Here is a 24,179-nt window from a genome sequence, read left to right as displayed (position 1 = left end):
TGCAAATATTTTAAAGATGAAAAAAACAGCTAAATATAATAAGATTATAGTGTTAATAGGGCTTTGCCTGTTGTACTCATGTGAAGATTTTATCGACCTTGACCAACCTGGTACTCAGATAGTGGCAGAGGAGGTGTTTAACGATAAAAAGATGACAGAGGCCGCTATGGCGGAAAATTATGTAAGACTCAGGGATCGGGTGCTTCTCAACGGAAATAATACGGGACTTGGCGTAACAATGGGGTTGTATACGGATGAATTGCAGAACTGGCTGGTAACAAATACCTTCCACCAGTCGCTGTATACCAATACGCTCACAGAAAGCGAATTAGCAATTAAAAACATATGGGATGGTTCCTATCAGGTAATCTACCAGTGTAACAGGATTATTGAAGGGGTATCTTCTTCAACAGGCATTGCTACGGCTGATAAAAGGGGGCTGCTGGGCGAGGCGTATTTTGTACGTACGTTGGTGCATTTTTACCTTTCGCAGCTTTGGGGTGCGGTGCCTTATGTAACGGGTACCGATTATACGGTGAACCGCAGTGTTTCAAAAACACCGGAGATTGAAATGCATAAGCTGTTGGTTACCGATGCACAAAAGGCTTTGGAGCTTTTGGAGGATGTACCTTCTATAAACAATTATAGACCGAATGCGGCTACTGCTATGGCATTGTTAGCAAGGATACATTTGTATAGCAAACAATGGCAGCAAGCATTGTTTTATGCCGATGAGTTGATTGCTTCTGGGCGCTACAAGTTAGAGTCTGATTTGTCAAAGGTGTTTCTGAAAGAGAGTAGCGGTACGCTTTGGCAGCTACGAACGGGGTTGGAAGGTGTAAATACGCTGGAGGCGCAAACGTATATCTTTGCTACGGTACCGCCTCCAACTATATCGCTTACTTCTGTTTTGGTTTCTTCCTTTGATCCGCGAGATAAGCGCAGGGAATCATGGATTGCTAAACCAGCGGCAGCACAAGGTTTTTATTACAGTAACAAGTATAGGGAACGTCAAAATACGTCGGTTTCAAAGGAATACTCGGTGGTATTCAGGTTAGAGGAGCTTTATTATATACGAATTGAAGCCAACATACAGTTAGGTAACTATAAGCAAGCATTGGATGATTGGAACATGTTGCGTGGACGTTATGGGTTGGAATTGTTTTCGGAGCTACCGCATAATTGGGAAGTGTTGCTGTTACAGGAACGCCGACATGAATTTTTCTGTGAGTTTGGTCACCGCTTTTTTGATCTGAAAAGAACGGGCAGGCTGGCTTCGGAACTGGTTGATGCAAAACCGCAATGGCAGGCGTTTTTTGCAAGGTTGCCCCTGCCTCAGTCTGAATTGTTGTTGAATCCTAACCTGCTTCCGCAAAATGAAGGTTACTAGTATAAAAATAGTAATGTTGTTGTTGGTACTTGCGTTGTGCTTTTCGGGTGCTGCTCAAGACCAGATGCAGCAGCCGGATGCTGATTCTGATAAATGGTACGATCTACGTCAGGTAAGGCTTTCAGACGATGGCCGGTGGGTTGCCTTTAAGAAGGATCATGTGGGCGACAGTATTTTCATCTCAGATACGCATACGGGAAAGCTTAAAGGTTTTGGTGACAATATCGCATATAATATGCGTACCGATACAGGGGAGGTGCTGCTGAAGAATAATTCCGGCTGGATGTATGGTAATCTGAAACAGGATGCTTGGAAAACGCTTCCTTTTAAAAAGCAGTATTTTTTTAGTGGTAACATGCACTATCTTTTTTGGCGGGATGGTAGCGCAATTGGTACCTATGATCTGCGAAACGCAAAAGGGGCAAATGTAGCGTTGGCTTTGGTTGACGAAGTGTTTACAGCAGAAAATGCAAGAGCGGTTGTTTATACACAAGAGAACGAAGGCAGGTTTGAAGTGTATCGTATCGATGGCAGTACTTTTAAAAGTACGCTTGTCACGGTGCTGGACGATAAGCCTTTCGGACTGGTGTTTGATCCAGTGGGCGATACTTTTGCTTTTGGAACCAAAACCAAGACGGGAGTAAATATAATGTATGTGGCGGTACCGGAAAAAGATGGTTGGGAAACGATCGTTCGACCTTTAGGACATCAGTGGAACGGCCAGAAATTCATATTGGATGGGCAAAAGGCTGCGGTGTATTTTGAAACAGCTGATTCGTTGAAGGTGAAGGTTAAGAACCCTATGGTGGAAATACGGTACTCGCTCGAGGAACGACAGGAAGCAACACGTCTGCATCAGGTGATGTGGGATTATGACAAGAATACCGAAACCATTTTGTGCCATCCGGAACTGTCTCAGGTTTTTAATACGGCAGTACCTGGTGTGTTTTTGGGTTTTGATACGCGTTCCTACGATTTAAGGGATACCCGAAGTATTGAGCATGCCGATCTGATGCTGTTGGCAGGGGATACGTCGCTGCTTATTGAAAAAGATGTGGAACTTCTTTCCAACCACATACTGGTTCATCCGGAAAAACCGTATGTACTGTATTATAAATCGGGTTTCTGGTGGTCTTATAATTTGAAAACGGGTAAAAAGATTTGTCTGAATACCAAGCTTCCGTATGGGTTTGAAAACCACGATAAAAATTACCTGTATATGGCTTCCCATTACGGTGCAATAGGTTGGGGTGCTGATGCATCGGTGTTTTTGTATGACCGCTACGATGTTTGGAAGTTCAATCTCGACGGCAGTGGTTCACAAAGACTTACGAAGGGTAGGGAAGAGGAATTAACCTACCGCAATGCGGAAGATGCGCTCGTTACTTTGGATTTTCTGCGTACGTTTTCTATCATGCTTCCTGCGATATCTGATGAAGATTATTTGCTGTTTAAGGTGCACCATCCCGAAACGGAACGATACGGTATTGCTGCCATGACAAGGTTAAACAGTTTAAAGATGCTTTTTCCGTTGGATCGCTACAGGTACCGATGGGTAAAAAGGATCAGCAGAAAGGAGCTGATTGTGAAAAGATCGGGACACAATGTACCGCCGCAATTTATGATTGTTCAGAAGGATGGCAGTGTACGGTGGAAGTACCATACCAACAAGAGCCATTTCGATAAACCGTTCGGTGATGCCAGACTAGTTACCGTACCTCTTGAAGACGGTAAAACGTCAAAAGCGGCTTTGTTTTATCCTGCCGGGTTCGAACTGGGAAAAAAGTATCCGATGGTCGTGTATTATTACGAAAAAACTTCTTCACAAATAAATGATTTTGTGGTGCCATCCTACTTGAATCAGAATGGTTTTAACCGCACTCTTCTTACGCAGAATGGATTCTTTGTCTTGAATGTGGATATGCGTTATAAGGACAATGAGGTGAGCAGGTATCTTTTAGAGGATACCAACCGTATTCTGGACGGTGTTGTTGAATTAGAACCGGGAGTGGATGCGGAACGTCTGGGAATGTTCGGTTTTTCGTTTGGTGGATATGAGGTGCTGTATCTTATCGGGCAGGCCAATCGCTTTAAGGCAGTGGTTGCCGGTGCGGGAATTTCTGATCTGTACGATATTTATTATGGTGAAAAGGATAAGGGAAGTCTTGGTATGGAAACTGTAGAGAACCTGCAGTTAAGAACAGCTGCTCCGTACCAGAATCCGAATTTTAATAAAATGAATCCGATCATGTTTGTGGATCGTATTGAAACAGCGTTGCTGTTATGGAGTGGTGACGCCGATTACAGGGTCAGTAAGAACCACAGTGTAAAGATGTATCTGGCATTGAAAAAGCAAAAAAAAGAAGCAGTGCTTCTTCTGTATAAAGGGGAATACCATACTATTGATAAACCAGAAAATCAGAAAGATCTTACCCAGCGGATTCTTGATTTTTATAAGGAGAAGTTAAAATAGTTTTTTTATTTTATTAAATTAAAGATGAAAGAGGCCCGTGAGCCTCTTTCTTAAAATTAGTTCATTCGCTGGAACAGCGGTTTTTCACAATCTACATCGTTTATAGACCATTTACCATAAGCGTTGTGTGTAACACCGTTAACCTCCGCAGTACAAGCAATGCTTCCAGTATTGCTACATTCTACTAGAATCTCGCATGGTTTTGTTAGGTCAAGGGTTACATATCCTGCTTCATCCGCAAGAACAGCTGTTTTGCTACTGTGGGAAGCAAAAGCTGCTACAGCGCCTAAAACCATTACTCCCAATGGTAATAAGCTTTGTTTAATTTTTTTCATAATATTAAAAATTTATTTGATGCCTACTATTTTACAGGGTTTCGGCTTGTCCCCGACTGCTGCGCAGCAATATGTTTATTCGTAAACTGATTTTCTGAATTTGGTAACGATACAGCTTTTGTCTCCGATTCCAAAGAGGTATTCTCCATGTGCAGATAGTTCTGTAATGGGGGTTTTGTTAAAGCGGTGCATGTAAAAGCTGTAGCTATAGGTACGATCTCTGAGGTCGTACACATCAATAATGTCCGCTTCGCTGTACATCTGTCGACGCTCGTTTCTGCCCATGCGCTCGCTTAAAATGAAAAGGTAGTTACCTGATGTAGTGGCAGCTTTGTTTACAAATACAGGTTTTTCAGACATCTTTAATTGCTTTTTCTGCTCCAGATAGGTTATGTGAAAATTGGGTCTGCTTATGGTGTCGATTGTTTGGAGAATCTGAGGATTGCTAAGGTCGTGGTTTAAAACAAGGTTCTTGTTCTTATAGTAATACACGTAAATGATTTTGTTCAGGTGGTTGTTGTAAAGCAGTATCCCGTCGTTTGAAAAGAGATCCTGAGGTTGTCCTTCTTCATCTAATAGACCTTTAGTGATAACTGTTGTACCTGATTCGGTATCTAAAATTCCCAATGTTACATTGTTTTTTTTACTGTTGAACAGCCTTAGTGCAATTTTGTCTATTGTTAGTGGTACTGCTGATGAATAACTGTTAGGGTTCACATCGATTTTCTTTTTGATGATTCGGTCTTTCAGGTTGCCTGTATAAATTAATCTCTGCTTTGTGTCTTGCAGTATCAAAAGGTCATTGTTACTATTCCATTTTGCAACGGTAAAAGAATAGTTTTGGAAATTGTTCATTTGTAATAATACTGTATCTGTAATAACCGCATTGGTGTTTAGTTCCAATCCGTGCAGCGGTGCGGTGTGGTTACCCAGATAGATATGTTCATCGGTGGCACCAGCAATGTAATAGGAATTGAAAGGAAGTGTTATTCCCTTAGGGTCGGTTACAGGATGCGGCAGGAACCTTCTTGTAAATGGATTTTCCTTTTTCATGATATGTTCTGAACTGATAAAAAGGATTACAACTATTGCAGTACTTATGGCTATTGCTAAAGTTGTGTACAATATGGTTTGTTTGGTTGTATGGTTGTGAAGTATTAATGCAACAGCAACTATTGTTGTAATGATGTTAAACCACAAATGTTCCCACCACCCCATTTTCTCTAAAATACCACCGCAAGAACAAGGTACAAACGGACTATAATGTAAAATAAGATATATGTAAACAGTAAAGGCGGTCATGAAACCTAAAAACAAATAAAGCCCTAACGCTTTGGTTATCTGAAAACAAAGCAATAGGGCAATGATTAATTCACCAACTACTACGCCGTATGCAATAGGCGTGGAAAAGGCACTTAATAAAGGGGATTGTGCTACTTGCACTTGAAAATTCTCAAAGTCAACCAGCTTGCTTATGGCAGCATATACAAATAGTAGTATAAAAAAGCTTATGATGCCTGTTTGTATTCTTTTTTTCATGGGATGAATGTTTAAAAAGAGTATACAAATTTTGCTAAATTATACGGGTACTAGATGTTTATTTAGATTTAAAAACTAGTTATTTGGGTTTTCTTTTTTTGTTGGTTCTTAGTTTATTAGGATTTCTATTAAAATATTTGGTGTAGTTTTTGAAAAAATTAGAGTAATTGGTAAAACCTGAGTCAAATGCTATTTCTTTAAGTGATGTTGAAGAGTTTAAAATAAGATCATTAGCATATTCTAAACGTTGTTTTAAGTAGTATTGATAAATAGAATCTTGGTAAAGTAATTTAAAGCCCTTTTGTAAAGCTGAGATGTTGATGCCATATAAACTGCTAAATTGTTCTATGGTTTTTATATGTTGAAATTTTTTGCTGTTGATGTAATCGTATACCTGTGCAATACATTCTAATTCATGCGGGCGTACTTTGGAAATGGAAACAAGGCTTGTGTGGGTTTCGGCATATTCGCTAAGCATTTCTGGATGAATAATAGTACGAGCAAGGCTTAAAATGTATTGGTCTGTTGCTGTTTTATGTAATGTTGCGTACGTGTTGTAATTTTTTGAATTTGTAAGAATATCTAAAGAGAAAACAATTTTATTGCTGTTTGTTTGTTGCAATTGCTCAAAATTAGAATGAAACTTGTCCTGTTCTTTTAAAGGGATAACGTTTAATAATGAATTACCTACTTGTATTTTAGGAAATGCTTCTTGAACGCTATTGCTGTAATTAATTAAAGTAAAATTAGATTGAAAGATAAAGTGGTAGCTGTGCGTAAACTGATATAGAGAATTGGGACGTAGAAAATTAAAAAAGAGTATTTTATTATCTAAGTTTTCTGCAAACATATTAAGAGCTTGATATATACCGTTTGTAACAGGATTATTGTCGGTTTTTATACGGTAAGAAAAATTGCCCTTGTTTAATTCTGTAATTACTTTACAAAGTTGGTTTGTAAAATGGGTAAGTTCATTGGTATCCATAGTTAAAATGAATTTAAAAAGGTGAGTGCTTGTTGTATATTATGAAAGACAGCATGATTTTGATGTTGAAAATCGGTTTGTAAGTGTATCTTGGTTAAGAAATTGATTTGAGGTTGATTTGCGATAAAAGCTACTGCTTTTACATGATGATAGCCCGAGTAGATGAGAAAATGATGGGCTTCTTTTTCAATACCTGTAACATTTTGTATAAAAAATACAATAGGAAAAGGTTTTTCATTTTGAAATTTTAAACGATCGGCTACAATTGTTTTGGCAATATGTAGTGTTATGACCATAGGGTTTACAATAGTAATATGAACAATACCTTGTATGAGTTCATAGTTAGCAAAAGTGTTTTGCATGCTTTTATAAGGAACCATAAGATTGTGTTTTGTTAAAGGAAAATAAATATGCGTCTTAATACATTGCTATTTGGTATTAAAAGATGGCTATTTAGAATAGAATTCTAATATAGTGTTTATTTGCCGATTTTTTTATTGATTTTTGAGTTTTAAAATCATTCATGAAGTGGAGGTAGTGAAAAGGTACGATTTTAATGGTAGTGCAACTATTTTACCCCACATATGATACATACCATTCACCATTTAATTGAACAGCAAACCAACTTAGATGTTGCTTTTGATTATTTTTCACCAGAACAGCTTTGTTTTATCAAGTCAAAAGTGTTAGAGTTAGAGTGTTTGCTTCACACCATACATAGTTACATACGTACCTATTCATTTAAAAACATTCAAGAAGAGATTCTTTTTTTTAAAGAGTTAAAACCAATGGTAGTAAAAGAATATATTTTTATGATATGGTTGCAAAAAATACACTTACAAAGCAGTCACTGTACCTTATATAAAAAAGATCTTTTAAAAAAACAGTTGCAAAAAACAAAGAAACTGTTTAAAACCGAACGTTTTTTTTATGGTTATATTAAAGGAGAGCAAACCATGTTTGATGCTTACTATTTTACTAGATTACAGGAGCAAAACCTACAAGAGCAAGACTATTACATTAATTTTGATCATAAAATATCCTGCTCACATGGGTATTTGAAAGCAAAACTATTAGCACATGAAAAAATGCAGTATTGTTGTGCTGATTATTTAATGGGAAAACCAGAGCTTGTAAAAGAGATTGAAACAATACCTATAACCACAGAATTAAAATGGACAGCTACTAAAGTAGAGGCGGTAGAGCTTTTGTATGCTTTGTATTATGCAGGTGTTTTTAATAATGGCACTGCAAGTGTACAGCAAATAGCCAAGCTTTTTGATTGCTTTTTAGAAGGTGAAATGGGGAAAAATATTTATAGAGATTTTGTAGATGTTAAGAACCGTAAAATAAATACCACTAAATTTTTAGATAAATTAAGTAATGGCTTGAAATTAAAAATAGCAGAGGAGTTGAAGTGAAACGAGGTAAGATGGGATTGTATTGTTTAACAGATCTTTTACAAATGGACATCATTCTCTGTTTCATTTTTCTTTTTTTGTATGTAAAAAGAGGGTGACATGCCTGTTTCTTTTAAAAAAGCATTTGAAAAACTACGGGCACTAGAAAAGCCTAATTTTTCAGCGATGGCCTGGACTTTTAATTTGTACCACTTTTTATTTTGCTCTGCTTCATCTAAAAAATACGACACTCGCAAACTATTTACATAATCATTAAATGTTTTTTGTTTATGAACATTGATAAATTCAGATAGATAAGTGCGATTGGTATTCCATTGTAATGCTAGATAATTTAGATTTACTTCATTATTTAAGAAGTCATGTTTTTTTTCAAAAGCATCAAATAGGGGTACTAGTTTGTTAATGGTTTTATCATTAAGTTCTTTTGCACTATTGTTTTTGTTTGTATCATTTACAACTTCTAAAACATTAGGTATCTTACTATGTACAGCAACATTTAATGAGGTGTTTTTACTTTTACGCTGCTGTAATAAATCATGATAATTTTTTACATATTGTTTTCTTTTTCGGTAGTTATAAGTGGCAAAAATTAGTAATATTACAATGATTATTGTTCCTAAAACCCCCATGTACATAGTGCCTTTGTTTTTACTATTTAAATCGTTTTCTAAACGTTTTTTTTCAGATAAAAGCTTGCTTACATCAAAATTATAATGCAAAGAAACACTAAGTGATTTATATTCGCTTTGTAGGTATTGCATTATCTCAATCATACGATTGGTGTAAAATAATTCTTTAGCAGGTATGTTTTTTTGTTGATAGTATTTAATTAAATAAGTGTAAGCTTCTTTAATTTCTGGATTACTGTAGTGTTGTTCTTTAAAAATACGATCGATTTGATTAAAGTAAAATACCGCTTGTTCCTCATTTTTCAGCTCATGGTAATTTTTACCTAAATAATAATAAAGAGTAGCTAGGTTTGCAAAATCGTTGTTAGCAATAATCAAGTCAATTTGATCCTCTAAAAGGGTAATACTTTCTGCATATTGTTTTTCGCGGTATAGGTTTAGCGCCAATACATATTTAAAATAAGAAAGCTTGTAAGCATCATCAGCTTTTAATAATTTTTTTTTGTTTAGACCATTTTTTATGAGGTTTTTGCTTTCAGAGTAATTGTTCAAATAATACAAAGCAAACGCTTCTCGATATAACGAATTGAAGTAGCCTTGTACATGACTGTAATCTGTACTTTTTTGAAAATATACACGTGCTTGGTTAAAATAGGTATAAGCTTTGTTATATTCTTGTATGTGAAAATAGACCAATCCTATACTATAAATACTTTTGTAAAAGGCGTAGGAATCTGTTTCTTTGTTTAGTTTATTTAAGGCTTGTAGTTCGTATTTTAATGAATTTATATAATCTTTTTCATAGTAATAATTAGTAGCCTTAGCTTGCAGAGCTCTTATGTAATACGCTTGAGGTAATTTTTTGGCTATAAGCAATAAACTATCTGTATATATGTGGGCTTTTTGGGCAGAGGGTTCATAACCTGAATATTTATAATAGGCTTCAAACAAATGTTCAGTATGCTGTTCTTTTTTTGCTTTGTTTAAATACAATTGTAGAAAAAAGGGATATTTCTTGTCTTTTTTATTAATAACAGCTAAGGAATCAGAAAGTTGCTCAAAGGTTAAAGATGCCTTTTTGTTTTGTGAAATAGATTGACTGTTTGTTGCATAAAACAAGAAAAAAAAGCATAAAAAAAAGTAATGTTTTGGCATATATAAAGATTATTCTTCTGCAAATTACAATTTTTAAGGATACAAAGCGAAAAAAAAATTAGAATTGAAAATCAGTTGTTTAGCTGTTTTTTAACTGTAGATTGATCAATCTGCACAACTACTTTTTGGCTGCTATTGTGTTAAATGATAGCTTTGAAATACTTACAAATAAAACTTTAATAAAACATTTTAAACTACTGCTCATGAAAAATTATTACTTAGTAAGTATTTTGTTTTTTTTAACTGTTTCATGTTCTCATGATAGTACAGAAAGTAATGAAATAGTTTCAGAAGAAAATCATACAACATTTAATGTGCAATCTAAAACCTCTTTAGAGTTAAATCAATTAGTTTCTCAGTTGGTTTCTAGTTACCAACAACAAGCTTTGAATAATGCACCTACTACACTAAGTGCAACAATAACTCTGTTAGACACTATATCCTTACAAAATACCTCATTTTTACAAATTAAACCTTTAGATTATAATTTAACAACTGCTATTCAAGCGCAGCGTTTTATCCAAAATTATGATGATGAGTACGCTAATCTAAGCATCTCCACTTCGGTTGCAAATTATTTTGAATTGATTCTTGCTAAAGAAACTGCTTTTGATACCATCCTAAGTTTTGTTGAAACAGATAATGAACTAACAACTCATGAAAAAAAGCTGTTGCATTTTATTATTACTTGTATAGACAACAATCCACCTGGTAACGGAGGAGATAACGACTGGGACAAAAAAATGATTGTTGCTACAGCATTAGGATTTAAAGAGAATGAGGCACAGGCTGTATTTAATGTGACACTACTTATTGTAAATGAGTAATTGTTTGTAAATAAGATGCTTAAAAGGTGTAGTGTAATGCAAACAGAATCTTTAACTATTGCACTTATTGAATTTAGAGACTTGTTTTACACAATATAATATTGCTGTTAAATTAAGTTATTATTCAAAGCGAGATGTTCTTGAAATTATATTATTTGTTGTTTAAGCCACGCGTATTTTAGTTAGTTGGTACGTGTGGTTTTACCTAAAAACAAACATGGTTTATAGTACTGTCACTTATTTCTTCCTTAAGTAGAGTTAGAGAGGTGTAAGGCAGAAAACAAGGAACAGGGAGCAGAAAATAGAGAATAGAAAATAGAGAACAGATGTCAGTAATCTAAACCCCACAACATAGAACATACAAACTGAAATCCACAACTTAAAACAAAATAACAAATACTAACCTTTAAACTATCGGTTTAGGTATCGGTAGCATACAAACAGTAAAATTTTATTAATTTAATTTTCAAATGTATGAAAAACATTACCAGACCGCCCATTAGGGCATTGGGCATCTTATTGATGTTTCTACTGTCTTTTCAATTAAAGGCACAAACTCCAAATTCAGCAACACTTACTTGGGATCAACAAGTGGGATGCATTAGGTATGATGATGAGGTAAAAGAAGGCGAAGGGGGAGGTGAGAACCAAGCACCAAGTACATCGGTTAATCTCATGGAGAACATGTTAGATGGCAGTTGTCTTCGTTTTTGCGAGTTCAGTTATGTAACTTACACATTGCAGGGTAACAACATTGCAAATGTACAATGGCAAGTAAGTGGTGGAACTTTAAACTCTAGTAACAATACCAATGCTTATGTAAGCTGGGGTACAGTTGGGGGAGGAAGTTTAACCATCTCAATTACTTATAGTGACAATACAGTTGTGACACGTACCATTTGTATTGAGAAAATTGTTAGACCCGATGCTAAATTTTTGATTGATGGTATAGACCCTTACCAACAAGTTTTTTGTGTGGGGACTCCTATTTCATTCAATAATCTTTCAACAGCAAACAATGGTTCTGCTATTGTAAATTATCTATGGGATTTTGGCGACGGCACTTTTTCTAATGCTTTTGAACCCACCCATACGTACACAAACTCTGGAAGTTATGTAATATTATTAACTGTTACCAATAGTTGTAATTGCAGCGCTACATATGAATATCCTATTACGGTTCTGGATGCTAAACCTATTGAAATTACGTGCTTAAACGTAACCTGTGAATACAATACCGAAACATACACTGCAAACGATGGTTGTGGAGGCGATTGGAAAGTGATAGGTGGTACTATTGTAGGTGGTGGAAACGGAAGTTCATCAGTTACCGTAGTTTGGGATCAAGTAGATCCAGCAGATGGTTTTGGTTATATCAGTTACCTTTCATATTGTAATTGTCCGTATTGGAATACCGTAAAAATTCCAGTTGTTGTTCGTCATGTGTTATTACAAGGTCCACAAATTATTTGCCAAGGAAAGCAAGCTAAATACAGTTTACCACAATGGCCTACTACCGATTTTAAATGGAGCATAAATGGAGATCCTAATCACCCAATGATTGTTTATACCGATCAACGTAATGAAATTATGGTAGATGGTATGGCGCCGGGTACTTATTTTATAGATGTTGAATATCAAAATACACTATTAGGAACCGATAATTGTAGAGGTCAAATTGAAAGATTTGTATTTGAAGTAGTAGAAAATGTATCTGTTAACTGGGATCAAGTACAAACAGTTTGTGCAGGAACATCTAAATTTTTCTCTTCAAGTAACGGCTCTAGTGTAAGCTGGGAAATAAAGTTAGGCAACAACATTGTTCATACTGATTTTAATAGCAGTACGTCTTTTACATTTAATTCGGGGGGCAGTTATACGGTAACAGCTACTAACAATGGTTGTATTAGTGATGCTGTTGTAATTAATGTAATACCAACACCTGTTATTACAGGTGCTATTGTTGGGCCTGCTAAAGTATGTTTAAACGTACCCTACACGTATAGTATTACCGAAAACGACCCTGGTGCCATTTACGTATGGACTGCTACAGGCGGTAGTATTATTGGTAGCAATGCAGGTACCGAGGTTGCCGCGGTATTTACCAGCTCAACGGGTACGGTTAGCGTAGTAAAACAATACGTTAAAAATGGGGTTATTTGCGCATCTGCACCAGTAACTTATAATGTTAGTCAGGTGGTTGTAAATCCAACTATTACCAATAATAGTGGATTAATGCAGTTTTGCTCAAGCAGTATTTATGATTTTACAGCAAATTTAAACGGAGTTGATGTAGATCATATCGAGTGGAAAATTTCGCCTCCTAATTTCGGTAACATAATTAATGGCGTTAACGATGGTACAGTTACCATTGGTTTAAATGAAGAAAGTTTAGGTGTAACATCAGGTACTTTGGTTGTTGAGGTTACAAAATGTGGTATTAAAACAAATACTTCGTATCAAATCAATTTAATTGGTAACGTTTCGCTAACCATTGGTACAATAGCACCTATTTGTCCGGGGACTCCATTTTTTGATGTACCAATAACTTCATCTGCACCTGCAAACTTGGGCACATTAGAGTTTTTATATGATGGAATTGTATTATATACTACCCCATATATAGGCAGCACACCTTTGGTGCCAAACTATAGTATACCACAAAGTTTTACTAACCCTAGTAATTCTGCTTCTATAGGTGGTATTTTAACGGTACGATTAGTTAATCCATTTGGTTGTACCACTACTATTATTGCAAACAAAGCAGTAACCATATTACCAGCTACAACTGTAGAAATATTTAATGAAAGTGTTGTAAATACAGTATGCACCTCTAATGCTTTTAGTATTGATTTAAAAGCAACATTCTCTACGGGGGTAACAAGTTCTGATACTTTTTATTGGTATCGTAACAACAACAGTTCTTCTATAGCAAGCGGTGTGGGTATGACTAGTTTAACATTAAACAATGGTTTTTTTCCTGGTGCAGGCGAATACTATGTACAGGTAACCGATGTTAACGGCTGTTTAATTACATCGAACAAAATTTGGATTTTCGAAGATTGTTCGCCAGGTGGTCCTGGTAATCCAGGTAGTGGTTGTACGTTAGGTTTTAATCCTATACCAACACTTACCTATAGCTGGTTACCTTGTGGAACGGTAAACCTTCATGCTACCTATGATCCAGCTGCTGTACCATCTATAGCAAACGTTGAATGGGAAGCGGTAACCTTTGGAGCTACATTAGGAACATTTAATAACGATGATGCACAGTTTAACATAAACAATGTTGGACTTTACGAACTTAAGGTAAAAGTACGTTATGCAAATTGCCCTGATACCTTTGTAAAAACCATAACTGTACGCAAACATTATGAACCTATATTGCGTTATGTAGTAACTTGTTTAGGTAATAATTCGTATAACATTGAGCTTAAAAACAACAGCAAAATGTTTGATATCAATGCTTCATCGGTAAACATTTCGTATTTTGATGCAGCAAACAACCTACTAGGTACTGGTCAAAGTGCGTTGGTTACAGGGGTTGGTCCAGGTGTACACACTTACAAAATGGTGTTAAATGCTGGTGGCCAGCTTACAGCAAACGGTACACCAATACCCGATTGTGAAACTACCATACAGGTAGAAATACAAGGGCCACCGCCTACTGCATTTACAATTGCACCTACTAAGTATTGTGCCGAAGAGCCTATAACCCTAACATTACCAAGTGCTATGTTGCCGGGCTACCGCTACGAATGGCATTTCTTAAACACTTATTATGTGGCAGCTGGGCTAAGTACGCAGATTAATATTTCAACTGCTGGACAACATGACATTAAACTAAGAGTGTACAATCAGTACGACTGTATGTTTGAATCAGCTGATGTTTCAGTAGATATTTTCAAAGCCGAATTTGATGGAAAAGTGAATCCTAACCCATTAAATTTCTGCGAAGGCAGTGCTGTAACACCTTTACAGTTTCAACCAAATCCTTTTACAGATTTACCAACCAATGCCATTTGGATGCGCGACAACGTACAGGTAGCTGCTAGTGGTTTAACCTATACCCCAACCCAAAGTGGCAGTTACTGGCCCATATTGATTGATGCCAAAGGGTGTAAGTTTTACGGTATGTCAGCTAATCCAGCAATAGTTACCATGCGCAAACCACCGTTTGCAAGCATAAACGGCAACACCAGTGTGTGTTACGGTGAAAGCACTACTTTAACGGGTATTTATACCGACCCTAACGTTGAACACCGTTGGACGTTAAATGGCAATGCTTTACCAGGTAGCATGGGTAACTGGACAACAGGGGCTGGTAATTTAACATTAAGTTTAAGTGGTTTAACCCCAGGTAGCTACAACTACGCTTTTGAAACCCGTTTGCCTAATGATACCAGTTGTGTAAACAGCTTTAAGGCTGTGGTGGTGTTTCACCCACAATTGGCTACACCAAATATTAATTTTAACCTAGTAAACTGTCAACCTTACACCCTTGAGCTAACGGCTAACGGGCCAGCCGCGGGTACCTATAATTGGAGCAATGGTATGATAGGGCAAACCATATACGTAACCCATGGGGGTGCCTACAGCGTAACCTATACCGCACCAACAGGCTGTAGTGTTATGGCACAGGTACAAACACCGCATAACCCAGAACGTACTTTGTGGATCGTACCAGCAGGATGTTATAGAATTTGCGCTAGTTACAATCCGTATTTGTTAGCACCTTATGGGGTATACAACGGTTATTTATGGTCTGTAAACGGATGGCAAACCCAAACGGGTGGTGGTTTTATACCAAATCAGCTAGTAAATCAGTCAGGCGAATATCAATTGGCTATTTCAACTGCATCGGGTTGTATTTTTTACAGCAACAAACCGCGTATCGATTTAGATTATGGATGCCGTACAGCAAATAAAACTACAACACCAACAGTTGTGACTAAGTTTGTGTTAAGCCCTAACCCAACAACCGATACCACTTTGGCTACCTTTGATACAGGAACAAATAGCCAAGCTGCTACAAGCATTACGGTACATGATGTTACAGGCGTACAACGCTTACAACAAAAGCTAAGCGGTAGTAAAGGTGAGGTAGTGCTAAACGTAAGTTATTTGGCACCAGGTACCTATATTGTAAACCTACATGTAGGCGCTACGGTTATAGCACAACAAAAATTAATTAAAAAATAACCTTATAGTTGTAAGTAGTAAGCTATAAGCAAACTCCAACAGGGTTTTAAACCCTGTTGGAGTTATTTTACTTTATTTTAGTATTTTTATAACACAAACACCACGTATTCCTTGCTAAAGGCGGGTTAGGGAGGTGTAGAAAAGCAATCAGAAAACAGCAATCTGAAAGTTGAAAGCTGTAATCTAGCAGCTGTAACCTGAAACTTAAAACATACAACCAGCAACCTAAAACAAAAGAAATTATGAAAAATAAACTACCCAAAAACAATATTCTTTGTCATCCCGAACAAAGTGAGGGATCTCGTAATACAACTAATCACGTCACTTCGAGTAGCAAAGCGTATCGAGAAGTCAAATCCTTAAATATCCCAATCTTTCTATTCTCTATTTTCTGTTCTCTATTCTCTATTCTGGGCTACTCCCAAAACTACGACTGGCAATGGGCAATAAACGGAGGTGGCAGCTTTGGCAGCGGCAGTTGGAACTATGATGTAGAGCAGGTTTTTGATGTACAAGTAGGTACCGATAACAATTATTATTTTATAGCTAAAATAAAAGATGGAAGCCCTAAACTTGCTGGGCAACCTGTAACCGTATATGGCAATGGTGGCCATGATATTTTTATTTTTTCAACCACTTGCGATGGGCAGGTACGCTGGAGCCAAGCCATTGGAGGGGCAGAACAAGATGATGCTTACAAGATAGCATTAGACAACAGTAATAATGTATACGTGGGGGCAAATGTAGAAAATCAGGTAAGCACAACCTACGCTACACATTTTAGCCCAACCGATTTTTTACCTCCCTGGCCTGCTAATCAGGCAACAATAGATGCAGCCTATAAAACTTCTTATCTTGTAAGGTATGATAGCAACGGACAGTTTGTATGGAAACGTGCCTTACAAGGTGATGTTAATTTCCATAATAGATTTTCTTGGATTCACAACTTGGAAATAGACAGTAGTGGCAACATTCATTTTATTGCAGCGTTTCAAAATGGTGTACATTTAGATAATAACATTACTGTACCTGTAGTTAATACATATCAATATTATGTGGTGAAATATAATGTTTTAGGACAATATGTTAGTAGTATGATGTTACCTATACCCGATGGAAGCGGTTTTGTACCACCCAGCTTTACGTTTAAGTACGACGAACCCCGCAACCGTTATTATCTAGCAGGTTTCCGTTCGTATGTAAATACAAACGAAGACTTTCCATTAACCTACGCTGGTACTGCATTTACAAAAAATGCGTATGTATTGGCACTAGATGCTGCAAATGGCAATGAAATATGGCGCCGTGAGATGGAGGTTAATTTAAATTTAAATAATGACGACTGCCGAATTTATGATTTGGTAGTTGACGATGCTAATGGGGATGTTTATATTGGTGGTAAATTCTTTGTAACAGGAAATTCGGGCAGTTTTGTAAAAATTATAGATGCTAAAAACCCTACAAATACTTCTTATACTTTTAATCTTACAGTATCTGGTAATATGCCTTTTATAGCGAAGTTAAACAGCACTGGTACGGTACAATGGGCACGTACACCCACAGCTTATAATGCACCGTGGGCAGATACTGGTATGTATTGGGGTTTTGGTTTGGCATTGCGTGGCAATGAAGTGGCATTTGCCACCATGGGCAATAATACCGTATGGGATGGTTTTAGCTTAAGCCGTGCGGCTAACCACCAGCCTGATCCATTGTTGGTACGTTTTAACAAACAAACGGGTACAGTAGTGGGCATGCACGATATTATGGGCAGTGCAGGCAGTATGCACATGCTAACAGCAGTAGCGGTAGATAACGATGGTAACTATGTTGTAGGCGGAGGATTTGAGGGATATTTGTTTCCACAACACAGTACCATTCCTATAGTGATGGGTAATGGGCACTACGATTTTTTTATAGCGAAGTTAGGTGCAAGTACCTGCGGTACGGCAGTAAGCACCACAGATTTTAACAGTATAAAGGTAAACGTGTACCCTAACCCAACCAATGATATTGTAAACATAGAAACCCCAGAAACCTTGCAAAGTTATGAGGTGTATAACGTATTAGGGCAACAAGTACAAAAAGGAAACTTTAACGATAACAGCCAAATAAACCTACACGGTGTAACCGCGGGTACGTATTTTATAAAAGTAACCACACAACAAGGCAGTGTAGCTACGGTAAAGGTTGTTAAGAAGTAGTTTTACAGGCTAAAGTCAAAAGTCATAAAGTCTAACGGCTAAAACAAACCCCGTCACATCGAGCTTGTCGAGATGTTACTAATAAGTTCTTAACAAGCTTGAACTGACGTTACAATTGTCATGCTGAACTTGGTTTACTTCGTACAGTTCGCAAGCTCGGGTCAGCATCGCATCATCTAAATAAAAGAATTTAAAAGATTCCTACGGAATGACAAAAACAAGTAACACTATCTTGTCATTCTGAAAGAATCCTTTAACAGGTGATAGGTTTTAAATGATACTTCTGAACTTATTCTCAGCTATTATGACCGTCACATCGAGCCTGTCGAGATGCTACTAATAAGTTCTCGACAAGCTCGAACAGACGGAAACCTAAAACAAAAGAAATTATGAAAAATAAACTACACAAAAACAATATTCTTTGTCATTCCGAACAAAGTGAGGGATCTCGTAATACAACTAATCACGTCACTTCGAGTAGCAAAGCGTATCGAGAAGTCAAATTCTCAAATCTCTACATCCTTCTATGCTCCATCCCAGCCACCGCCCAAAACTACCAATGGCAATGGGCACTTAACGGTGGCGGCAGCTTTGGCAGCGGTAGTTGGGATTACCAAGTAGAGCAAATTTTTGATATTGCTATAGACAAAAACAACAATTACTATTTTGTTGCTAAAATAAAAGGGGTAGCCGCTTTTATTTTTGAAGTGGTAGAGGTTGATACCACCAATGTGTTATTGTGTACCCAAGGCAGTAACAAGTGTGTACACCGCAATTTAAAAAATACAACGTATTATGATTGTAGGGTAGCCTATGTTGCTAAAGACGATTTTAGGGTTTTCAGCCCTTTTATTCGTTGTTTTGTACTTTAAAAAACAAAATAAGAACGCCGTGTTATGCACGGCGTTTTTTAGGTTTTAATTGTAAGTATAGTATAAGAGGTATTTGTAAATATAATGTTAAAATTATTTGTATCTTTAAGGAATCAACCTAAAACAAAACACATTATGCAACACCAACTACACAAAAACAATATTCCTTGTCATCTCGACCAAAGTGAGGGATCTCCTTTCCAAATTTTCAAATCCTTAAATCTCCAAACCCTTCTATTCTCTATCATCTATTCTCTATTCTCTGTTCCAGCCACCGCCCAAAACTACCAATGGCAATGGGCAATTAATGGCGGTGGTAGTATAGGAAGTAACGGTTGGGATTTTCAAGCAGAACAAATTTTTGATGTTGTTATAGACAAAAATAACAATTACTATTTTGTAGCTAAAATAGAAAACGGTACCCCAAAATTAGCAGGGCAACCCGTTACCGTATACGGTAATCAAGCAGGTGGTAACGATATTTTTTTATTTTCAACCACTTGCAGTGGACAAGTACGCTGGAGCCAAGCCATTGGAGGAGGAGGATTATTTGACGCCGCTTATAAAATAGCTTTAGACAGCAACAACAACGTATTCGTAGGAGCAAATGTAAGCTTAGGTAATACTACCAAACCAGTGTATTTTAGCCCTACTGACGCATTACCTCCACGACCAGCATACAACCCTAATGACCCTAATGGATTAATACCAAGTGATGGATATAAAACTACTTTTTTGGTAAAATACAACAGTAACGGACAGTTTGTATGGAAATGCGCTTTACAGGGTGACGTTGGTTTCCCTAATAATCATTCTAGTGTTTTGTCTATAGTGATAGACAGTAAGGATAATCTGCATTTTATAATAGGTTTTTTACACGGTACCCACTTAAACAATACCATAACAGTGCCTACTCAATACAAATACGATAGTACAACTGCCTGGGGATATGTTATGAAATACTATTTGGTACGATACAATAGTGCTGGGCAATTGCTAAACAGTATGCCATTACCTATAGCAGATGGTTCTATGATTGCGGAGCCCAGTTTTACTTTTAAATACGATGAGCCTAACAACAGGTATTATATAGCGGGTTTTAGGTCGTATGTAAATGTAAATGAAAATGTGCCTTTAACCTATGGTGGTAGTGCCATTATAAACAATGCCTACATACTAGCAGTTAATGCTACCAATGGTAGTGAATTATGGCGCAGAGAAATGGAAGCAGACTCAGATGATTGTCGTATTTACGACTTAGATGTAGATACCAATGGCGATATTTTCATAGCAGGCAAATTTTCAAGAATACCAAATACTGGAGTGAAAATAATAGATCCTAAAAAACCTACCACTAATCCTTATAATTTTAGCTTTGGAAAACACTATGGCAACATGCCTTTTATAGCCAAGTTAACTAAAAATGGCGAAGTAAAGTGGGCGCGTACCCCAAACAACGATACCAGCAATATGTACTATTCGCATAGTTTGGTTATACGTGGTAACGAAGTAGCCTTGGCAACCGAGGGTACTTATATGATATGGGATAGCTTTAGTATGAACCAACAGTTTATAAACGGTTTACAGCCCAACCCAGTATTGGTGCGTTTTAACAAGCAAACAGGTACGGTAATAGGTTTACACGATATAGAAGGTAGTATGAATTACCACAAGTTAACTTCTGTAGCCGTAGATAACGATGGTAATTATGTAGTAGGTGGCACATTTAATGGTAATTTGTTTGCTACACACAAAAGCATCAATATGTTGGTAACCAATGGTCACTATGACTTCTTTGTAGCCAAATTAGCTGCAACTCCATGTGGTACAAGCGTAAGCACCACAGATTTTAACAACATAAAGGTAAACGTGTACCCCAACCCAACCACAGATATTGTAAACATAGAAACCGAAGAAACCTTGCAAAGTTATGAGGTGTATAACGTGTTAGGGCAACAAGTACAAAAAGACAACTTTAACGGCAATAACCAGGTAAACCTACACGGCGTAACCGCAGGTACCTATTTTATTAAAGTAACCACACAGCAAGGCAGTGCAGCTACGGTAAAGGTTGTTAAGAAGTAGTTTTACAGGCTAATGTTTAAAGTCATAAAGTCTAACGGCTAAAGCAAACTCCGTCACATCGAGCCTGTCGAGATGTTACTAATAAGTTTTTAACAAGCTTGAACTGACGTTACAATTGTCATGCTGAACTTGGTTTACTTCGTACAGTTCGCAAGCTCAGGTCAGCATCGCATCATCTAAATAAAAGAATTTAAAAGATTCCTACGGAATGACAAAAACAAGTAACACTATCTTGTCATTCTGAAAGAGTCCTTTAGCAGGTGATAGGTTTTAAATGATACTTCTGAACTTATTCTCAGCTATTATGACCGTCACATCGAGCCTGTCGAGATGTTACTAATAAGTTCTCAACAAGCTCGAACCGACGGAAACTTAAAACATACAACCCACAACATACAACCTAAAACCTCATTGTAACATTTGTTACCAATCATTCCATTTTATTTGCTGATTTTTGTATTATTAAAAGATAAAACATGAATTGGATATTAGAACCTTGGCCGTGGTATGTATCGGGTCCGTTAATAGCGTTGGTAATGTTTACGTTACTGTATTTAGGTAAAAACTTTGGAATGTCTGCCAATTTACGTTCATTATGTACGTTGTGTGGAGCTGGTAAAACTTGCGATTTCTTTAAGTTTGATTGGAAAACCCAAAAATGGAACCTGTTTGTTATGTTGGGTGCTGTAATAGGTGGTTTTATAGCCGCTCATTACTTATCGGTTAATCAAATACCTCAATTAAACCCTAATACCATTACAACTCTTAAAGAATACGGTTTTCATAGTGCAGGTAGCGCTTATGTACCTACCGAAATGTTTGGTGCCGATGCTTTTTCATCGCCTTACACCATTGTATTGTTACTTGTTGGTGGTATTTTAGTAGGCTTTGGTGCGCGTTACGCAGGTGGTTGTACATCGGGGCATTCTATATCGGGCATTAGTAACTTTCAGTTGCCCTCTTTAATTGCTACTATTGGTTTTTTTATTGGTGGTTTGGTTATGGTACATGTTATTTTTCCTTTATTGTTTTAATGATATCCTAGTATGAAGAATAGTGTTTTTTTAGCAGTTGGTGTGTTTTTTGGCATCATTATGTATAAATCTGAAGCCGCATCATGGTTCAGAATATTTGAAATGTTTCAATTTCAGTCGTTTCACATGTATGGTTTAATGGGTACGGCTTTGGTAACGGGTATTATTGCAGTGCAATTCATCAAAAGAAAACAGCTGAAAGATGTAAACGGCAATGCCATCATCATTCCTAATAAAGACAAAAGTATTGCCCGTTATTTAATTGGTGGTATCTTTTTTGGGTTGGGTTGGGCATTAGCAGGTGCTTGTCCTGGGCCTATGTTTGTGTTGACAGGTGCTGGTTATTTCCCAATATTAATTGTAATTTTAGGCGCTTTAATAGGAACTTGGATATACGGTTTATTAAAAAATAAATTACCTCATTAAGAATGATTGATAAAAGTTTGTTAACCACTTATTTTAGTCCGATGTTTGAAGACGAGCTACTGCAAGAAATTGCCGAGATTGGTCTGTTGAAAGCATTTACTGAAAACGAAATTTTAATAGAGTTAGACCAGCTTATAACACACACGCCTTTGTTATTACATGGTGCTGTGAAAATTATGAGAGATGATGATAACGACGGCGAACTGCTTTTATACTATTTAGAAAAAGGCGATACCTGCGCCATGACCATGACGTGTTGTTTGGGCACTAAAAACAGTAACATTAGAGCAACGGCCGAAACCAATGGTGAAATGGTGTTGATACCTGTACAAAAAATGGATGAATGGTTGGCTAAGTATGCATCATGGCGCGCGTTTGTTTTTACAAGCTATCAAGACCGTTTAGATGAAATGATGCGTTCTATAGACAACCTAGCTTTTAACGATTCTAAGGGGCGATTAAAGAATTATTTAATTGAGGTAGCTAGTGTAAACAAATCACATACGGTACATAAAACCCATGCCGAAATAGCGTACGAGTTAAACACATCGCGAGTGGTGGTTTCCCGATTGCTTAAGGTATTAGAGAACGAGAAGTTTATTGAACAACAACGAAATAGTATTACCCTCATTTAAAAGATGCTTTATAACAAGCATCTTTTTTTGTGCATTATAGTGTAACAATTGTTACGCTTTGTGCCGCTACTTTGTTAGAAATTTGTACAGTAAATAATTTAATTATGGAAGTTTTAGGCTATGTACTTACTGTAGCAATAGGTGTTTTGGTTGGTCTTTTTGGCGGCGGGGGTAGTATTTTAACAGTGCCCGTTTTGGTGTATTTGTTTATGATACCTGCAACGCTTGCAACAACTTATTCTTTGGCATTGGTAAGCATTAGCAGTTTAATTGCGGCAGTGCCTTATGTTCTTAAAAAGCAAGTGTCATACAAAAGAGCCTTGCAGTTTGGCGTGCCTTCGTTAATAACCTTGTATGTAGTACGTGCCTTTGTTTTACCTGCTATTCCGCAACGGTTTCATTGGTTAGGAGTTGTGGTTGATAAAAACACCTTAATGCTTGTTTTTTTCTCAGTACTGATGTTGGTTTCAGGTTTTTTTATGATTAGAAAAAGAAAATCAGAACCCGATTGTTTAGATTGCCCTTACAATAGTTTGGTTTTGATTTTTGCTGGTTTGGCAGAAGGTGTTATTACTGGGGTTGTAGGGGCTGGCGGCGGTTTTATTATTGTGCCTGTGCTAATGATATTTGGAAAACTAAATATGAAACAGGCTGTAGCTAACTCGTTACTTATTATTGGGGTTAAATCGTTGATTGGCTTTTTAGGTTCGCACAATGTTTTGTCTTTAAACTTTAGTTTATTAGCCACTTTACTAACCATTGCTATAGTAGGTATGTTGCTTGGCTTACAGTTAAACAAAAAACTAGATGCTAAGCAACTAAAACCATTGTTTGGTTATTTTGTAGTAGCAATGGGTATTTTTATATTATTTAAAGAGTTCATTATAAAATAGTTCATGTAACAAATGTTACCAAGCATTACAAAAGAAAGCAAGAAATTTACATTATAAATTAAAAAATACAACTA

General features: G+C 36.8%; 17 protein-coding genes. 12 read left to right on the top strand and 5 right to left on the bottom strand.

What is annotated here, in order from left to right; genetic code table 11:
- Positions 1-16: 16 nt before the first annotated feature.
- Positions 17-1,390 carry a RagB/SusD family nutrient uptake outer membrane protein gene (locus H1R17_RS01495; protein ID WP_163431797.1) on the top strand — a complete coding sequence of 458 codons (1,374 nt, stop codon included), beginning with the start codon at positions 17-19 and terminating at the stop codon, positions 1,388-1,390.
- Between the two features lie 13 nt (positions 1,391-1,403).
- Positions 1,404-3,863: a S9 family peptidase gene (locus H1R17_RS01490; protein ID WP_181729238.1), complete on the top strand. Its 2,460-nt coding sequence runs from the start codon at positions 1,404-1,406 to the stop codon at positions 3,861-3,863.
- A gap of 56 nt (positions 3,864-3,919) precedes the next feature.
- Here H1R17_RS01490 and H1R17_RS01485 read toward each other — a convergent pair whose 3' ends face one another.
- The 4 genes from H1R17_RS01485 to H1R17_RS01470 form a co-directional block, all read right to left on the bottom strand.
- Positions 3,920-4,198: a DUF6520 family protein gene (locus H1R17_RS01485; RefSeq protein WP_163431799.1), complete on the bottom strand. Its 279-nt coding sequence runs from the start codon at positions 4,196-4,198 to the stop codon at positions 3,920-3,922.
- Between the two features lie 75 nt (positions 4,199-4,273).
- Positions 4,274-5,737 (bottom strand): DoxX family protein, encoded by a 1,464-nt coding sequence (locus tag H1R17_RS01480; protein WP_163431800.1) that lies wholly within the window; start codon positions 5,735-5,737, stop codon positions 4,274-4,276.
- A 79-nt stretch (positions 5,738-5,816) separates the two neighbouring features.
- Entirely contained in the window at positions 5,817-6,722 is a 906-nt protein-coding gene (locus H1R17_RS01475) for an AraC family transcriptional regulator (protein ID WP_163431801.1), read from the bottom strand.
- 2 nt (positions 6,723-6,724) lie between these two features.
- The gene (locus H1R17_RS01470) at positions 6,725-7,102 is read right to left on the bottom strand and encodes a hypothetical protein (RefSeq protein WP_163431802.1); all 378 of its coding nucleotides are present in this window, start codon (positions 7,100-7,102) and stop codon (positions 6,725-6,727) included.
- A 204-nt stretch (positions 7,103-7,306) separates the two neighbouring features.
- Here H1R17_RS01470 and H1R17_RS01465 point away from each other — a divergent pair, with 204 nt between their 5' ends.
- Complete coding sequence (locus H1R17_RS01465) at positions 7,307-8,143, top strand: RteC domain-containing protein (protein ID WP_163431803.1); 837 nt, start codon at positions 7,307-7,309, stop codon at positions 8,141-8,143.
- Between the two features lie 38 nt (positions 8,144-8,181).
- Here the strand turns inward: H1R17_RS01465 and H1R17_RS01460 are convergent, their stop codons facing one another.
- Positions 8,182-9,927 carry a helix-turn-helix domain-containing protein gene (locus H1R17_RS01460; RefSeq protein WP_163431804.1) on the bottom strand — a complete coding sequence of 582 codons (1,746 nt, stop codon included), beginning with the start codon at positions 9,925-9,927 and terminating at the stop codon, positions 8,182-8,184.
- Positions 9,928-10,130: 203 nt separating this feature from the next.
- Here H1R17_RS01460 and H1R17_RS01455 point away from each other — a divergent pair, with 203 nt between their 5' ends.
- From H1R17_RS01455 to H1R17_RS01415, 9 genes are all read left to right on the top strand, one after another.
- Positions 10,131-10,754, top strand: a complete 624-nt coding sequence (locus H1R17_RS01455) for a hypothetical protein (RefSeq protein ID WP_163431805.1) — start codon at positions 10,131-10,133, stop codon at positions 10,752-10,754.
- A gap of 474 nt (positions 10,755-11,228) precedes the next feature.
- Positions 11,229-15,956, top strand: coding sequence for a PKD domain-containing protein (locus H1R17_RS01450; RefSeq protein ID WP_163431806.1), 4,728 nt, complete (start codon positions 11,229-11,231; stop codon positions 15,954-15,956).
- A 242-nt stretch (positions 15,957-16,198) separates the two neighbouring features.
- The gene (locus tag H1R17_RS01445) at positions 16,199-18,160 is read left to right on the top strand and encodes a T9SS type A sorting domain-containing protein (RefSeq protein WP_163431807.1); all 1,962 of its coding nucleotides are present in this window, start codon (positions 16,199-16,201) and stop codon (positions 18,158-18,160) included.
- Between the two features lie 389 nt (positions 18,161-18,549).
- Positions 18,550-19,032: a hypothetical protein gene (locus H1R17_RS01440; protein ID WP_163431808.1), complete on the top strand. Its 483-nt coding sequence runs from the start codon at positions 18,550-18,552 to the stop codon at positions 19,030-19,032.
- A 135-nt stretch (positions 19,033-19,167) separates the two neighbouring features.
- Positions 19,168-21,117: a T9SS type A sorting domain-containing protein gene (locus H1R17_RS01435; RefSeq protein ID WP_163431809.1), complete on the top strand. Its 1,950-nt coding sequence runs from the start codon at positions 19,168-19,170 to the stop codon at positions 21,115-21,117.
- Positions 21,118-21,593: 476 nt separating this feature from the next.
- Positions 21,594-22,151, top strand: coding sequence for a YeeE/YedE family protein (locus tag H1R17_RS01430; RefSeq protein ID WP_163431810.1), 558 nt, complete (start codon positions 21,594-21,596; stop codon positions 22,149-22,151).
- A gap of 12 nt (positions 22,152-22,163) precedes the next feature.
- The gene (locus tag H1R17_RS01425) at positions 22,164-22,577 is read left to right on the top strand and encodes a DUF6691 family protein (RefSeq protein ID WP_163431811.1); all 414 of its coding nucleotides are present in this window, start codon (positions 22,164-22,166) and stop codon (positions 22,575-22,577) included.
- A 2-nt stretch (positions 22,578-22,579) separates the two neighbouring features.
- Complete coding sequence (locus H1R17_RS01420; RefSeq protein ID WP_163431812.1) at positions 22,580-23,212, top strand: Crp/Fnr family transcriptional regulator; 633 nt, start codon at positions 22,580-22,582, stop codon at positions 23,210-23,212.
- A gap of 29 nt (positions 23,213-23,241) precedes the next feature.
- Positions 23,242-24,105 (top strand): sulfite exporter TauE/SafE family protein, encoded by an 864-nt coding sequence (locus tag H1R17_RS01415; RefSeq protein ID WP_163431813.1) that lies wholly within the window; start codon positions 23,242-23,244, stop codon positions 24,103-24,105.
- The last annotated feature ends 74 nt before the right edge of the window (positions 24,106-24,179 follow it).

Source organism: Flavobacterium sp. xlx-214, assembly GCF_013874595.1.
In the GTDB taxonomy this organism is placed as follows: domain Bacteria; phylum Bacteroidota; class Bacteroidia; order Flavobacteriales; family Flavobacteriaceae; genus Flavobacterium.
This window is presented reverse-complemented; position numbering and strand designations above follow the sequence as displayed.